Here is a 14,579-nt window from a genome sequence, read left to right on the forward strand (position 1 = left end):
TGCTGCGGGCTTCAAAGAGTGAAGAATCCGCCGGGCTGAATCTGCCGGCAAGCCGGCAAGCGGCCTCGGCAGCCCGCTACTCGAACGACGCCCTGCGCTGGTCCTCCAGCCTGGTGCTCCAGATGTGCGGGGCAGCAACTTTGAAGCGGCGGCCCGTCAGCACCTGGGGTGTCAGGCGGACATAGTGGGACTTCTCGCCGGGCTCCCACGGTTCCAGGCCCAGTGCGTCCGCCGCGGCCTGCTCCACATCACTGTCCACGACGGAGGTGGTGCCGCGTGCCGTCACGCTCCACGCCTCCTGCGTGCCCGCATCGTAGCCGTCAATCTCGAACGCAGCCGCGGATTCCCTGGCGGTTTCCCACAGCTTGGTCCCGCCCCCGGTGCGGAACATGATGCTGCGCCGTTCGATGACGAAATTGACGGGAAAAATCTCCGGATGCCCGTCCACGATAATGGCGAGCCTGCCGACCACCGAAGCGGCCAGCAGGTCCCAGCACTCGTCGAAGCTGAGTTTTCCGTCCTGCGGAGCGCGGTCCTGTGATGTCCTGTCCTGTGATGCGCTAGTCATGGACCCATGCTACGAAACCATGGGGGCAGCCGGGAGTCCATGACACGCGGCGAGGTACAGAACGGCCGCGGGGTGCCGCTGGGGCCGCTACCAGGGGCTGGGCTTGTAGTCCTTCAGGAACACCCCGTACTGGTCTTCGCCGTTTTCGCCCATGACGATGGGGTCGTAGACCCGCGCTGCGCCGTCCACCAGGTCCAGGGGCGCGTGGAAGCCTTCTTCCATGAGCCGGACTTTGGTGTAGTGCGGGCGTTCGTCGGTGATCCAGCCGGTGTCGACGGCGGTCATGAGGATGCCGTCCGTTTCCAGCATTTCCTGAGCACTGGTCCGGGTCATCATGTTCAGCGCAGCCTTGGCCATGTTGGTGTGCGGGTGTCCGGGTCCCTTGTAGGCCCGTGAGAACTGGCCCTCCATGGCGGAGACGTTGACGATGTACTTGCGCCGCGCGGTGGACCGTTTCATGGCGTCGCGCAGCCGGCTGACCAGCAGGAACGGTGCGGTGACGTTGCACAGCTGCACCTCGAGCATCTCCAGCGGGTCCACCTCGTCCACCACCTGCGTCCAGCTGTTGATGGTGGCGAGGTCCGGGACCAGTCCGCCGGCGTCGATGGCTGTGCCGGCCGCGATCCGCTCCAGAGACGCCGAGCCAGTGGACAGGGCAAGGGACGTGACAGCGTCCCCGGCCAGGACCGGGTGCTCCGTGACGCTGCTGGCGATGGCGAGCGGGTGCTTGTCGTGGGCGTGGCCAAAGGTGACCAGCTCCGGGCCCCCGTTGGCTGCCTGCAGGGCTGCGGGGAGCGGCTCATCCTCGGCATCCACCAGCGGCTTGTAGGCGTTGCCGGAGCGGCGCACTGTCTGGGCAGCGTTGTTGATGATGATGTCCAGCGGCCCGGCGGCGTTGAGGTCATCGGTGAGGGCCATGACCTGGGAGGGGTCGCGGAGGTCGATGCCGACAATCTTCAGCCGGTGCAGCCAGTCCCCGCTGTCCTCCATGGCGGCGAACCGGCGCGCGGCATCCTTGGGGAAGCGCGTAGTGATGGTGGTGTGCGCGCCGTCGCGCAGCAGCCGCAGGGCGATGTACATGCCGATCTTGGCACGGCCGCCGGTCAGGAGCGCACGCCGGCCGGTGAGGTCGGTGCGGGCATCCCGCTTGGAATGGCTGAACGCCGCACATTCGGGGCACAGCTGGTGGTAGAAGGCGTCCACTTGTGTGTAGTGCTGCTTGCAGATGTAGCAGGGCCGGGACCTGATGAGGTGGCCGGCGATGTTCCCCGTGGCGGAAGGGGCGAGCTTGTTGCCGCGCGTCTCGTCGTCGATCCGGTCGGGTGCGGCGGTGGCGGTGAGGGCAATGACGGCGCGGTCGGCTTCGGCGATCTGGTCGCGCTTGGTGACGCGGCGGTGCCGCTTGACCGCTTTGAACATCTTGCCGGTGGCGCGGCGCACCGACACGTAGTCGGGGTGCTCCTCGTCATAGACGTGGATGGTGTTCAAAACCTTGAGGCAGGCCTGAATCTCTTCAGGCGTCAGATCGGCGGAGCTCATTGGTCTGATTTTACAGCCTGTGGAGCGTCAGGCCTGCCTCGGAAGTCAGCGGAGCCGGCAGCTGGCGGAACCCGCAGCTGCCGGCTACCGGTCCGCGATGGAACCCGGGTCAGGAACCGGCGGAATGCTGGGACGGGGAGTCCGCACCGACAGCCGCGGCATGAACCTTGCCCACCTGCTCCACGGAGCTGCGGGCATCCGGGAAGTGTTCGGTGGCGGCCTTGATCCCCTCGGGCACCAGGTGCAGGTTCGCCGCGGACAGTGCACGTTCGGCTTCGTCCGGCTCGGGAACGGCCTGGTACTTGGAGAGCACCGTGATGCCGGATTCCGTCACCTTGAAGCCACGTGCCCGGTCCAAGTCCGGATCCAGGCCAATGGCGGCACCGGCGGGGACCTTGACGTTCTTGTCGATGATGGCCCGGCGCACCACTGCACCTTCGCCGATGTGCACCTTGTCCATCAGTACTGAGTCGATGACCCGGCTGGCGGTGCCGACGTAGACATCGTTGGAGAGCACTGAGCCCTCCACGACGCCGCCGGAGATGACCACACCGCTGGCGACGATGGAATCCAGGGCCGTGCCCACGGTGTTGTTGTCACCGCGGACGAACTTGGCGGGCGGGGAAATGCTCTGGCGGGTGTAGATCGGCCATTCGGAGTTGTACAGGTTGAACACCGGCAGCGGCGAGATCAGGTCCATGTGCGCTTCGTAGAAGGAATCGATGGTCCCCACATCGCGCCAGTACGTCCGGTCCCGCTCGGTGGAGCCGGGGATGTCGTTGAGGGTGAAGTCGTAGACGCCGGCCTGCCCCTGGTTGACGAAGTAGGGGATGATGTCCCCGCCCATGTCGTGCTTGGTGTCGAGGCGTTCGGCGTCCACGTGGAGCGCATCCACCAGGGCGTCGGCGTCGAAGACGTAGTTGCCCATGGAGGCGAGGAACTGGGTGGGGTCCGCGGCCAGGCCGGGAGTGGACGCGGGCTTCTCCACGAACGCGGCAATCTTCTGCGGATCTTCGGGGTCCACCTCGATGACGCCGAACTGGTTGGCCATGTTCAGGGGCTGGCGGACGGCGGCCACGGTGGCCTTGGCGCCGCTCTTGACGTGCTGTTCGACCATCTGGAAGAAGTCCATGCGGTACACGTGGTCTGCGCCCACCACGACGACGATGTCCGGGTTCGCGTCGTGGATCAGGTTCAGGGACTGGTAGATCGCGTTGGCGCTGCCCAGGAACCAGCTCTTGCCCACACGCTGCTGGGCCGGAACGGAAGCGACGTAGTTGCCGAGCTGGGTGGACATGCGCCAAGTCTCGGAAATGTGGCGGTCAAGGCTGTGCGACTTGTACTGCGTCAGGACCACGATCTGGAGGTAGCGGGAGTTCACGAGGTTGGACAGCGCGAAATCGATGAGCCGGTAACTGCCGGCGAAGGGCACAGCAGGTTTGGCCCTGTCTGCCGTCAGCGGCATCAGTCGGTTTCCCTCGCCCCCTGCGAGGACAATGGCGAGGACTTTCTTTGTTGACGGCATGATCGCTCCTGTACGCCTTCGTATCTCCCCAAAAAATCCGGTTTGTCCGGACTTTCTTCACACTAGAACAGTTCAACCGTAACGACTACCTTGGGTAACGTGCGAATAGACATTGTGACTAAAGAGTTTCCGCCCGAAATCTACGGCGGCGCGGGTGTCCACGTTGCCGAGCTGAGCCGGGTCCTGGCCAAACATGTCGACCTGCAGGTGCGTGCCTTTGGTGCGCCCCGCGATGCCGACTACCATGGCGCGGCCGTGACCTCCTACTCGGTGCCCGAGGACCTGGGGGCAGCAAACGCCGCCGTGCAGACCCTCGGCGTGGACCTGCGCATCGTCCCTGACGTTGCCGGAGCGGATCTGGTGCATTCGCACACGTGGTACGCCAACATGGCCGGCCACCTGGCGTCCTTGCTGCACGGCATTCCGCACGTGCTCAGCGCCCACAGCCTGGAACCGCTGCGGCCGTGGAAGGCTGAGCAGCTGGGCGGCGGCTACGCCCTGTCCTCGTGGGTGGAGAAAACCGCATATGAGGCCGCGGCCGCCATCATCGCCGTGTCCGAGGGCATGCGCCAGGACATCCTGCGCAGCTATCCCGAGGTTGACCCGGCCAAGGTCAAGGTGGTGCACAACGGCATCGACGTGAGCCTGTGGAACCGCGACGAGAACGACGACGCCATCCGCGCCCTCGGCATCGACCCCGCCCGCCCCAGCGTGGTGTTCGTCGGCCGCAACACCCGGCAGAAGGGTGTCCCGTACCTGCTGCGGGCGGCCGCCAAGCTTCCCGCGGACGTGCAGCTGGTCCTCTGCCTTGGCGCAGCGGACACCCCCGAACTCGCAGCAGAGACCGCCCGGCTGATCGAGGAGCTGCAGAGCCAGCGCAGTGGCGTGGTGCTGATCGAGCGAATGCTTCCCCGTAATGAGCTGATCCAGGTCCTCAGCCACGCCACCGTTTTCGCCTGCCCGTCCATCTACGAACCGCTGGGCATCGTGAACCTTGAGGCAATGGCCTGCGGCGCCGCCGTAGTGGCCAGCGCCACCGGCGGCATCCCCGAGGTGGTCAACCACGGCGAGACCGGCCTGCTGGTGGAGCTCGAACAGGTGACCGACGGGACCGGCACTCCGCTGGATCCGGAGAAGTTCGTCAGCGAGTTCGCTGCGGCCCTGACGGAGGTTGTGTCGGACCCGGCACGGGCCCGTGCCATGGGCCAGGCCGGCCGCAAGCGTGCCGAGGAGCACTTCTCCTGGGAGTCGATCACCCAGACCACGCTTGACGTCTACCGTTCAGTCCTCAACTAGCATCACCTGATTAACGCCCGACGGCGGGACCCTCCTTGGGAGGGCCCGCCGTCGGACTTTTTAGCTGGCGGTTGGGGATTACCGCCGCTGCGGGAGTGACTTCTCCGGTACGGGCGCCGTTCCGCTGGCCCGCTGCACCCGGTAGTACTCGCGTGCCTCGTCCTGCCGGACCTTCTCGGCGCCGGTGGCGATGGCGGCGCGCAGGTGGGCGGGGCCGTAGCCGAAGGCGTCCACGAGGTCGAGGGCATGCGGGCGGAGTTTGACCAGCAGCCGGTTGATGTAGCCGCCCACCGTCCTGGCCCGCTGCATCGAGAGCCTGCCGTTCATCAGGTACCACGAAAGGTTGTTCTCGATGAGGGACAGCCCGAACAGGTCGCGGAGCCAGGTCAGCACCGTCCTGGTGCCCGGATCCGCAACCTTGCCCAGGGCCTCGGTGAAGGCCTCCCACTGCAGGAGTTCGGCGTGTGCCCTGGCGGCATCGATGAGCTCGTCCTGGTGCTGATTGAAGAGGGCCGACGCCTCGCGCTGGGGCAGCCGGCCGGCTCCCCTGAGGGCGGAGGCGGCCTCGGCAACCATCGTCTGGACGCGGTCGGTGAGCAGTGCGCGCTGGCTTTCCTCGTCGCGGAGGGCGATGGCGGCCTTTTGGACGGAGCCGTTGTCAGCCACGAACTGGGCCACCTGGCGCAGGCCGGTCCGGTGCACAGCCGTACCTGCGGCCTGGTTGACCACGTACCGGGCCAGCACGCCGAACGTGGCACTGCGGAACTCCTTGGCGTAGTCGGCCAGCAGCCGCTTGGCCACGAGCTGCAGCAGCACGGTGTTGTCGCCCTCGAAGGTCACATAGACGTCGAGGTCGGCGCGCAGCGAGGCGAAGCGGTTTTCGATCAGGAAACCGGCGCCGCCGCAGGCTTCGCGGCATTCCTGCAGGGTGTCCAGTGCGTGCCAGGTGCTCAGCGGCTTCAATGCAGCGGCCAGGGTTTCCAGGTCCTGGCGGTCCTCGTCGGAGTCGTGGGTGCCGGAGAAGACGTCGTCCAGCTTTTCCAGCAGCTGTTCGTGAGCAAAGCCGGCCGCGTAGGTGGTGGCCAGCCGGGTGAAGAGCCGGCGCTGGTGCCTCTGGTAGTCCAGCAGCACCTCCTCCTCGACGGGGGACGAGGCGTTGAACTGCCGGCGTTCCGTTGCGTACGTGATGGCCGTCTTGAGTGCGAGCTTCGATGCGGCCACGGCGGCGCCGTCCAGGCTCACCCGGCCCTGTACCAGCGTGCCGAGCATGGTGAAGAAACGGCGCCCGGGGCTGGCGATGGGCGAGGTGTAGTTGCCGTCGGGGTCGACGTCGCCGTAGCGGTTGAGCAGGTTGGTCCGGGGGACCCGGACATGGTCAAAGTGCAGCCGGCCGTTGTCAATGCCGTTGAGCCCGCCCTTCACGCCGTCGTCCTCGCCGCCTATTCCCGGCAGGAACTCCTTGGTGGCGGGATCACGCAGGTCCACGTAGAACGCGTGCACGCCGTGGTTCACCCCGCGCGTGACCAGCTGGGCGAAGACCACGGCGCTGAGGCCGTCGATGGCGGCGTTGCCGATGTAGTCCTTCCAGGCGGCACGGAAGGGGGTATGGATCACGAACTTCTGCGCGTCCGGATCATAGGTTGCCGTGGTGGCGATGCTGGCGACGTCGGAACCGTGCCCGGTCTCGGTCATAGCGAAACAGCCCGGGATGTCCAGGGTCATGATGCCCGGCAGCCACCTCTCGTGGTGCTCCTCCGTGCCGAGGTGCATCACGGCGGAACCGAACAGACCCCACTGGACACCGGCCTTGATCTGCAGGGACGGATCTGCGGTGACCAGTTCCTCAAAGCCGGCGATGTTGCCGCCATGGTCGTCGGAGCCGCCGAACCTGGCCGGGAAAGCGCGGTGCACGGCGCCGCTGTCCACGAGCAGCTTCAGTTGCCCGAAGGTGCGTTCCCGGTGCTCCGTGTGGGGAAGCCCTTCCGGCTTGTGGAGCTCCTCGCGTGCCGCGATGTCACGCGCCTGCCGGCGGACGTCGGCCCAGTTGCCCAGGAGCAGCTCACCGAGGGCCGCGACGTCGACGGCGGGCAGGTCGACGGCGGGCAATGGGCCTGCCGCCCGGGACGCCGACGCAGGGGTGGTGGTGCCCGCCGGGCGGTCCGCTACTTCAGTCATGTCAATCCCTTCGTTGGTGCCGGTCCATCGTTGGCTCTGGCAGGTTCGGTGCTATTGGGCGTCCTTGAGTTCCGGCGCAATGCCGACGCACAGCCAGTCGGTGATCTGCCGGGCCATGGTTTCCTGGTCCGGCTTGGCGGGGGAGTCCGGACTGGCCAGCCACTGCTCGCCGGCGTTGCGGACCAGGCCGATGGCGGCATTCGGCCAGTAGCCGATGACCGACTCCTTGCCTTCGCCGAGGTGGTGCCGCATGGGGGTGGCGATCATGTCGGCGATGGCGTCAAAGAAGTGCCCCAGGGCGCCGCCCGTCGTGATTGAGGTGGGGCCGCCGTCGGACTCCACAGCCGAGTACCGGGTCACGAACGTGTAGACGTTGGGGCTGGTTTCGGCCATCTGGAGGTAGGCCGAGACCATGGCGAGCAGGCCCTCCCGGGGCGTCTGCGCGCTTTGGGCCGCTTCCCTGATGCGCTGCTGCATGTGTCCCAGCACCACTTCCCCCACCGCCTGCTGCAGGCCGGCCTTGTCGCCGAAGTACCGGTAGAACACTGACTTCGACGTTCCGGCCGCCGCCGCGATGTCCTCCATGGACGCGTCGCTGCCCAGTGCATGAACTGCCCGCCGGGCGGCCTTGATCAGCTCCCGCCGGCGTTCTTCCCGGTGCAGGTGCCACCGCGAGGCGCGGCCGTCCACAGGTTCTGGGGAGGAGCCCGGGGACGCGGCAGGAGGAATCAAGTTCATGATACCCAGCGTATCAGGTACGCTGGGTATCGATAACCAGCCGGATCGAAGGAGATAGCTCATGCCCGTGGATGGACAGCCCCAAACCGTGCGGAAAGCCGTGGTGGTCGGCGGCAACAGGATCCCGTTCGCCCGGACCGGCGGCGCCTACACCAAGTCGTCCAACCAGGACATGCTCACCGCAGCATTGGACGGGCTGATCGCGCGCTTCGGCCTGCAGGAGGAGCGCATCGGCGAAGTGGCCGCAGGCGCGGTGCTGAAGCACTCCCGGGACTTCAACCTGACGCGCGAGGCAGTCCTGGGCTCGGCGCTATCGCCGGAAACTCCCGCCTATGACCTGCAGCAGGCCTGCGCCACGGGTCTGGAAACGGTGCTGGGCCTTGCCAACAAGATCAAACTCGGCCAGGTGGACTCCGCCATCGCGGGCGGCGTGGACTCCGCCTCCGACGCTCCGATCGCCGTCAGTGAAGGTCTCCGCGAGGTGCTCTTGGACCTCAGCCGCGCCAAGACACTGCCGCAGCGCCTGCAGATCCTTGCCCGCCTGCGCCCCAAGGACCTGGCCCCGGATGCGCCGAACACCGGCGAGCCCCGGACCGGCCTGTCGATGGGTGAGCACCAGGCCCTGACCACCGCCCAGTGGAACATTTCCCGCGAGGCCCAGGACGAGCTCGCCCTTAACAGCCACCGGAACCTCGCAGCGGCCTATGAGGCCGGATTCTTCGATGACCTCCTGACGCCGTACCGCGGGCTCACCCGGGACTCAAACCTGCGGCCAGACACCAGCCTGGAGAAGCTGGCGTCCCTCAAGCCCGTCTTCGGCCGGAACCTCGGCTCGGAAGCCACCATGACGGCCGGCAACTCCACCCCGCTGACGGACGGCGCCTCCACGGTGCTGCTCGCCTCGGAGGAATGGGCCGACGGGCACGACCTGCCCAAGCTCGCTACCGTTCTGGACGGCGAGGCGGCCGCCGTGGACTTCGTCCACGGCAAGGACGGGCTGCTCATGGCCCCGGTGTTCGCCGTCCCGCGCCTCCTGGCACGCAACGGACTGACCCTTGATGACATCGACTTCTTCGAAATCCACGAAGCCTTTGCCGGGACGGTATTGAGCGCACTCGCCGCCTGGGAGGACGAGAAGTTCGGCCGCGAGCGCCTCGGTCTGGACGGTGCCTTCGGCAAGGTCGACCGGTCCCGGCTGAACGTCAACGGATCATCCCTGGCGGCCGGGCACCCGTTCGCTGCCACGGGCGGACGCATCGTGGCCACTCTCGCCAAAATGCTGCATGAGAAGGGCACGGCGGGAGGACGTCCCGCATTGGGTCTCGTGTCCATCTGCGCCGCCGGCGGGCAGGGCGTCGTTGCGTTGCTCGAGGCGTACACGGACGGAACCACCCCGGGGGACATCCATGACTGACACCTATGCACGGCTGGTTAACCATGGCCTCGGACGCGATCTGGCCCGCAAGCTCGGCCTGCCGCAGCCGGCCGAGCTCCGGCGCTACCGGCCTGGCCAGCCCCTGATCGAAGGACCCCTCCTGGTGGGCGGCTCCGGAGCGGGTGCCGACGGGATCGCGACGGCGCTGCTTGCATGGGGGCTCGATGTCCGCCGCCACGCTGTTCCCAAGGAAAAGCTGGGCGGAATCGTGCTGGTCCTCGACACCCTCACGGCGCCCGGCGACCTGGAGCAGCCGGTCCTGGCCATCGCGCCGTCGCTTCGCGACCTTGCCCCCGGCGGCCGGGTGGTGACCGTCTCGCGCGCGCCCGGCGGTACCCCGGCCACGGCAGCCGCCCGGCAAGGCGTCGACGGGCTGCTGCGCTCCCTCGCCAAGGAACTGCGTGCCGGAGCCACCGGCAACGGCATCCTCCTGGGGGAAGAGGTCAGTCCCACAGCGCCCTCGACGCTGGGTGCGCTGCGCTTCTTCCTCTCCGCCCGGTCGGCGTTCGTGGACGGCCAGTTCGTCCGGATCAGTTCCGGCGGAGGCAGCCTGCCCGACGACGCCGAGGCACCGCACGCCGGGAAAGTCGCGGTGGTGACCGGTGCGGCCCGTGGGATCGGCGCGGCCATTGCCCGGACACTGCACCGTGACGGCGCCACCATTGTGGCGGTGGACGTTCCCGCGGCCGGGGACCACCTGGCCGAAGTCGCCAACGAGGTCCGCGGCACCGCGCTGCAGCTGGATATCACGCGCGATAATGCAGGGCAGCGGATCATCGATCACGCGGTGCACCGCCATGGCCGCCTCGACATCGTGGTGCACAACGCCGGCATCACCCGGGACAAGCTTCTCGTCAACATGGACCAGTCCCGGTGGGGTTCGGTGATTGAGGTGAACATCGCAGCCCAGCTGCGAATCAATGAGGCGCTCCTGGCGTCCGAGCACTTCCGCTCCGCACCGCGCATCGTCTCGGTGGCCTCCACGAGCGGCATAGCCGGCAACCGCGGGCAAACGAACTATGCAGCGTCCAAGGGCGGGGTCATGGGCATGGTCCGGGCCACCGCGCCGCTGCTGGCCCCGTATGGCGGTTCGATCAATGCCGTGGCACCCGGTTTCATTGAGACCGAGATGACGGCACGGATTCCCTTCGCCACCCGGGAGATCGCCCGGCGGCTGAATTCCCTGCAGCAGGGCGGGCAGCCGGGCGACGTTGCCGAGGCCATTTCCTTCCTCGCGGGCGATTCGGCCGGCGGCATTTCCGGAGAGGTGCTCAGGGTATGCGGACAAAACCTGGTGGGGGCATGACCGGTACCCAGCCCCTCATCCTGGGGGAGATGCCATCGCTCTCAAAGCTCTATGTAAACGCGGCGGCCATAGCCGCCCGGCGCAGGATCCTGGGCGCGCACACCACCGCCGTACTGCCTGCCGTCAGCCACGAAGTCCGGGAAGTCCGTCCCGACGTCGAAAACCTCACGGCATACCAGCACCTGTTGGGCGAGACCGCCAGCGACGTGCTGCCGGCCGGGTTCATCCATGCGCTGGCGTTCCCGGTGGCCATGAGCGTCATGAGCCGCGACGACTTTCCGCTGCCGCTGCTCGGGATGCTCCATCTGCGGAACGTGGTTGAGTACCGGAGGCCGGTCACTTTCACCGAACCGCTGGACATAGTCGCCAGAGCCGAGGCCCTCCGGGCGCACCGCGCGGGAACCCAGGTGGATATCGCGGTGGAGGTCCGCGCCGCAGGTGACGGCACTCCAGGTGAAGACGCAGCATGCTGGTGCGGCGTGTCCACCTATCTTGCCAAGGGGGTGTTCCTGCCGGGCATCGACAAGGCCTCGGCACCGGCCGCTCCCCAGGGCTTCTCGGCGCCGGACCCCACCGCGCTCTGGCAGCTTGGAGTCGACGCCGGCCGCGCGTACGCCGCCGTGTCAGGGGACTTCAACCCGATCCACCTGAGCGTGTTGTCCGCCAAGGCCCTGGGCCTGCGCCGGTCCATTGCCCACGGCATGTACCTGGCGTCGAGGGCACTGGCGGATGTGGGCTCGGTCAAGGGCGACAGCTTCCGCTGGGAGGTCGGGTTTGAGGCCCCGGTCTTCCTGCCCGCACGGGTGGCACTGGACATTTCGACGGCGGAGTCCGGTGACGGCGGCTGGCTGCGGTCCGATTACGTTGCCTGGAATCCGCGGTCCGGCCGTAAGCACTTCGGCGGGTCGGTGGCGGCGCTGTAGGCGTTACTTGCCGGCGGGCTTTGCGACGCGGAGGATGCGGTGCAGGCTGAGCAGGATTGATCCTGCGGCACTCGGCGCGCCCGCCTCTGCCTCTTCGGAGGCCGTGCGGTCCTCGAGGGAGGCGACCGCAGTGCGGGCTGCCTGATACAGCTCGACCTGCCTCTCGGCGTCGTCCTCCTCTTCCGAGCGGAGCACCTCGCCCACGGCAAAAAGGGCCTCCGCCAGGGGTTCACTGTAGGGGAGCGGGATGGTGAAGGGCATGTCCTCGTTCCAGATGACGTCGGCAAGCACCTCCGTCATGTCCTGGATATGGAAGGTGATCTGCTCCAGTTCCCGGACGGTCCGGTAGTCCCGGTCCACATCCCGCGGGTGGAACCGGCGCCGCGGGTTGGCAGCCCTGCTGGCGTCCGCCTTCTCCACAGCCGCCCGGACCGAACGGGCGGACCGGGCCAGGTCCTCGGAGCGGCGCGACCAGTCCTCGTGTTCGGGCGGCCATTTTTCATGCATCGCCGCCCCCATGTCCTGCAGCTGGCGTGCAAGCGAAAGCCGCAGCTCCGCGAGGCTCAGTGCGGCGGCGTTGAAGTGCAGGGGCGGAAACACCAGCAGGTTGACGGCGACGCCGACCACCACGCCCACGCCCATCTGCAGCAGGTAGCCAAAGGAGAAATCGTCCGGGTTCTGCCTGCCTACCAGCAGCACCAGGAGTGCCGCCGTCGGAATCCAGTCCCGGCCCGCGCCCAGGCGCGGAAGTCCGGCCAGGAGCACTCCTAGCGCCATCACCAGAGCCACTGACACCGGCGTGGCGCCGAAGCTGAAGAGCAGGAAAGCCAGGCCGATGCCCGCTCCCAGCCCCACCAGGGTCTGGACTCCCTGCCGCATCGAGCCCGATACGTTCTCGTACATGACCACCAGCGCGCCGAGCGGCGCGTAGTACGCATACTGGGCGGCCGCTCCGGGCATGAGGGGCGCCACCCAGAAAGCGATGCCGGCCGCCAGCCCTGCCTTGGCGGCCAGCTGCAGGCGCGGCGCGGCGAGGGCGCGGGCAACCATGGCTGACCAGGACCGCCAGAACCTCCGCGGCCAGGAACGGCGTGCGGTCTTTTCTTCGGCCATGTCGGCCTTGTTATCAGTCATGGCCGGGTTAGGCGGCCCCGTGCCCGGCAGCCACTTCCTCGCCGGCCTTCACCGGCCCCGGCGGAGTTCCCTCACCGAAGGGGCTGCCGCCCAGGGACTCCCGCCCGTGCGCGGTGAGCCAGCCTGACAGCTCCGGGCCCGCCGGGACGATCTGTGTGGGGTTAATGTCCTCATGAACGATGTAGTAGTGCTGCTTGATCTGCACGAAGTCAATGGTGTCCCCGAAGCCGGGCGTCTGGAACAGGTCCCGTGCGTAGGCCCACAGGGCCGGCATTTCGCTGAGCTTGTTCCGGTTGCACTTGAAATGGCCGTGGTACACGGCGTCGAAGCGCGCCAGCGTGGTGAAGAGCCGGACATCGGCTTCAGTGATGGTGTCACCCACCAGGTATCTTTGGCCGGCGAGCCGTTCCTCGAGCCAGTCCATGGCGTTCCAGAGCCGCGCATATGCAGCATCGTAGGCCTCCTGCGACCCGGCGAAGCCGCACCTGTAGACACCGTTGTTGACCTCGGTGAAGACGCGCTTGTTGACGGTGTCGATTTCCTCGCGCAGGTGCTCCGGGTAGAGCTGCGGCGCGCCCGGCCGGTGAAATTCGGTCCATTCCGTGGAGAAGTCCAGCGTGATCTGGGGATAGTTGTTGGTCACCACTGCACCGCTGGCGACGTCCACCACTGCAGGAACCGTGATGCCGCGGGGGTAGTCAGGGAATCGGCTGAAGTAGGCGTCCTGCAGCCGCTCGATGCCAAGTACCGGGTCCTTCCCGTCCGGATCCAGGTCAAAGGTCCAGGACCTGGCATCGTGGGTGGGGCCGGGCTGGCCGAGGCTGATGACGTCCTCGAGTCCCAGGAGGCGGCGGACGATGATGGTGCGGTTGGCCCAGGGGCACGCCCGCGCGGCTATCAGCCGGTAGCGGCCCGCTTCAACCGGCCAGCCCGGTTCACCGTTTGGCCCGGGCGTACCGTCCCGGGTGATGCGGTCCTCGATGTAGTTGGTGTCCCGGGTGAACTCGCCGCCGGTGACGTAGGCGCCTTTTGTGCTGTGTGGATCCGCGCCTGCTTGGTCCTTGCTGCGCGGTTCCGCGGCGTGCAGTTCGGTGCTGCTCGGTTCCCCGGCATGGCGTCCCCTGCTGTGTGCTTCGACTGTGCTGGTCTTCTCACTCATGGGTCCACACTATGTTGCCGCGCCGAAGACCTGCGACATTGGCTGCCAGGCAACTATCCAGCAGGCCGCGACCACCAGGGAGAACAGCGCGATCCAGACGCCGGACGGCACGGCTGTGGCGCGGTAGAGGATGTAGGCGTCCGAGGAGCGGAGCTGGTCGCGGCGGCGGAGGTGGACGTTGGTGAGCTTGAACAGGTCCCGGACGGCAGCCACAAGGAGCGCAAGGCCCAGGATGATGGCCACATGGCCGGTGAACGCGGCGGGCACATTGATGATCATCGCCGCGACTCCCAACACTGCCGCCAGGAGGATCAGCACGCCGGCCACGTTGCGGATGAAGATCAGCGATGCCAGCAGGACCAGCAGCCCGGCGGACATGGCGGCCGGCCCCCAGCCGCTGAAGCCGGCCCATACCAGTGCGGCGCCGGTCACACCTGGAACAGGATAGCCCCAGAAGCCGGACCACACCGCGGCGGCGCGGCCCCGGGTGTAGGACGTGGTGGTGCCGCCGTGATTCAGCTGCAGGCGGATGCCGCCCAGCCGCTGGCCGCTGGTCAGGGCAGCGAAGGCGTGTCCCAGTTCATGGGTCACCGTGGCCAGCAGGCCGAAATAGCGCCAGGTGGCGCGGGGAACGGACAATACGGCCGCGATGAGCACCACGGCCAGGAGCTCGGTGACGGAAACCGAGGGAACAGCGGTCTGAGTGAATCCGGCAGCCACCCGGTCCCACCATTGTTCGGGCAGCGACGGACCGGGGACTTGCAGATAAACCATAGGAATC

At 67.4% G+C, this 14,579-nt stretch carries 12 protein-coding genes; 4 read left to right on the forward strand and 8 right to left on the reverse strand.

What is annotated here, in order from left to right; all coding sequences use genetic code 11:
• Positions 1-76 precede the first annotated feature (76 nt).
• From ACFTR6_RS03285 to glgC, 3 genes are all read right to left on the reverse strand, one after another.
• The gene (locus tag ACFTR6_RS03285; protein ID WP_377956868.1) at positions 77-568 is read right to left on the reverse strand and encodes a pyridoxamine 5'-phosphate oxidase family protein; all 492 of its coding nucleotides are present in this window, start codon (positions 566-568) and stop codon (positions 77-79) included.
• Positions 569-655: 87 nt separating this feature from the next.
• On the reverse strand, positions 656-2,107 hold the full coding sequence (locus ACFTR6_RS03290; RefSeq protein WP_377956869.1) for an SDR family NAD(P)-dependent oxidoreductase: 1,452 nt from the start codon (positions 2,105-2,107) through the stop codon (positions 656-658).
• A gap of 109 nt (positions 2,108-2,216) precedes the next feature.
• Complete coding sequence (gene glgC, locus ACFTR6_RS03295) at positions 2,217-3,632, reverse strand: glucose-1-phosphate adenylyltransferase (RefSeq protein WP_377956870.1); 1,416 nt, start codon at positions 3,630-3,632, stop codon at positions 2,217-2,219.
• Between the two features lie 99 nt (positions 3,633-3,731).
• Between glgC and glgA the strand changes: the two genes are divergently transcribed.
• Positions 3,732-4,928 (forward strand): glycogen synthase, encoded by a 1,197-nt coding sequence (glgA, locus tag ACFTR6_RS03300; protein WP_076802992.1) that lies wholly within the window; start codon positions 3,732-3,734, stop codon positions 4,926-4,928.
• A 78-nt stretch (positions 4,929-5,006) separates the two neighbouring features.
• Here glgA and ACFTR6_RS03305 read toward each other — a convergent pair whose 3' ends face one another.
• Together ACFTR6_RS03305 and ACFTR6_RS03310 are read right to left on the reverse strand one after the other, a co-directional pair.
• The gene (locus ACFTR6_RS03305) at positions 5,007-7,103 is read right to left on the reverse strand and encodes an acyl-CoA dehydrogenase (RefSeq protein WP_377956871.1); all 2,097 of its coding nucleotides are present in this window, start codon (positions 7,101-7,103) and stop codon (positions 5,007-5,009) included.
• A gap of 51 nt (positions 7,104-7,154) precedes the next feature.
• Complete coding sequence (locus ACFTR6_RS03310; RefSeq protein ID WP_377956872.1) at positions 7,155-7,841, reverse strand: TetR family transcriptional regulator; 687 nt, start codon at positions 7,839-7,841, stop codon at positions 7,155-7,157.
• Positions 7,842-7,902: 61 nt separating this feature from the next.
• Here ACFTR6_RS03310 and ACFTR6_RS03315 point away from each other — a divergent pair, with 61 nt between their 5' ends.
• Genes ACFTR6_RS03315 through ACFTR6_RS03325 form a run of 3 tightly spaced genes read left to right on the forward strand, consistent with a single transcriptional unit; the run spans position 7,903 to position 11,505 of the window.
• On the forward strand, positions 7,903-9,255 hold the full coding sequence (locus ACFTR6_RS03315) for an acetyl-CoA C-acetyltransferase (RefSeq protein ID WP_377956873.1): 1,353 nt from the start codon (positions 7,903-7,905) through the stop codon (positions 9,253-9,255).
• Positions 9,248-10,582 (forward strand): 3-oxoacyl-ACP reductase, encoded by a 1,335-nt coding sequence (locus tag ACFTR6_RS03320; protein WP_377956874.1) that lies wholly within the window; start codon positions 9,248-9,250, stop codon positions 10,580-10,582. Before ACFTR6_RS03315 ends, ACFTR6_RS03320 begins: the two co-directional genes overlap by 8 nt.
• Entirely contained in the window at positions 10,579-11,505 is a 927-nt protein-coding gene (locus ACFTR6_RS03325; RefSeq protein ID WP_377956875.1) for a MaoC family dehydratase, read from the forward strand. The genes ACFTR6_RS03320 and ACFTR6_RS03325 overlap by 4 nt, the downstream gene beginning before the upstream one ends.
• Before the next feature lie 3 nt (positions 11,506-11,508).
• Here ACFTR6_RS03325 and ACFTR6_RS03330 read toward each other — a convergent pair whose 3' ends face one another.
• The 3 genes from ACFTR6_RS03330 to ACFTR6_RS03340 all read right to left on the reverse strand — a co-directional run bounded on the left by ACFTR6_RS03330 (position 11,509) and on the right by ACFTR6_RS03340 (position 14,572).
• Positions 11,509-12,555: an aromatic acid exporter family protein gene (locus ACFTR6_RS03330; RefSeq protein ID WP_377957023.1), complete on the reverse strand. Its 1,047-nt coding sequence runs from the start codon at positions 12,553-12,555 to the stop codon at positions 11,509-11,511.
• A gap of 91 nt (positions 12,556-12,646) precedes the next feature.
• On the reverse strand, positions 12,647-13,798 hold the full coding sequence (locus tag ACFTR6_RS03335; RefSeq protein ID WP_377956876.1) for a glutathione S-transferase family protein: 1,152 nt from the start codon (positions 13,796-13,798) through the stop codon (positions 12,647-12,649).
• 9 nt (positions 13,799-13,807) lie between these two features.
• A complete protein-coding gene (locus ACFTR6_RS03340; protein WP_377956877.1) occupies positions 13,808-14,572 on the reverse strand; it encodes a M50 family metallopeptidase in 765 nt (254 codons plus the stop codon).
• Between the last annotated feature and the right edge of the window lie 7 nt (positions 14,573-14,579).

Source organism: Arthrobacter sp. NPDC057009, from assembly GCF_042673905.1.
Lineage (GTDB): Bacteria > Actinomycetota > Actinomycetes > Actinomycetales > Micrococcaceae > Arthrobacter.

Bases quoted from the DNA above. Each gene is read 5' to 3' on its own strand.
- ACFTR6_RS03320 (WP_377956874.1), top strand. From the start codon at position 9,248: ATGACTGACACCTATGCACGGCTGGTTAACCATGGCCTCGGACGCGAT.
- glgC (WP_377956870.1), bottom strand. From the start codon at position 3,632: ATGCCGTCAACAAAGAAAGTCCTCGCCATTGTCCTCGCAGGGGGCGAG.
- ACFTR6_RS03285 (WP_377956868.1), bottom strand. From the start codon at position 568: ATGACTAGCGCATCACAGGACAGGACATCACAGGACCGCGCTCCGCAG.
- ACFTR6_RS03290 (WP_377956869.1), bottom strand. From the start codon at position 2,107: ATGAGCTCCGCCGATCTGACGCCTGAAGAGATTCAGGCCTGCCTCAAG.
- ACFTR6_RS03315 (WP_377956873.1), top strand. From the start codon at position 7,903: ATGCCCGTGGATGGACAGCCCCAAACCGTGCGGAAAGCCGTGGTGGTC.
- ACFTR6_RS03305 (WP_377956871.1), bottom strand. From the start codon at position 7,103: ATGACTGAAGTAGCGGACCGCCCGGCGGGCACCACCACCCCTGCGTCG.
- ACFTR6_RS03340 (WP_377956877.1), bottom strand. From the start codon at position 14,572: ATGGTTTATCTGCAAGTCCCCGGTCCGTCGCTGCCCGAACAATGGTGG.
- ACFTR6_RS03310 (WP_377956872.1), bottom strand. From the start codon at position 7,841: ATGAACTTGATTCCTCCTGCCGCGTCCCCGGGCTCCTCCCCAGAACCT.
- ACFTR6_RS03335 (WP_377956876.1), bottom strand. From the start codon at position 13,798: ATGAGTGAGAAGACCAGCACAGTCGAAGCACACAGCAGGGGACGCCAT.
- ACFTR6_RS03330 (WP_377957023.1), bottom strand. From the start codon at position 12,555: ATGGTTGCCCGCGCCCTCGCCGCGCCGCGCCTGCAGCTGGCCGCCAAG.
- ACFTR6_RS03325 (WP_377956875.1), top strand. From the start codon at position 10,579: ATGACCGGTACCCAGCCCCTCATCCTGGGGGAGATGCCATCGCTCTCA.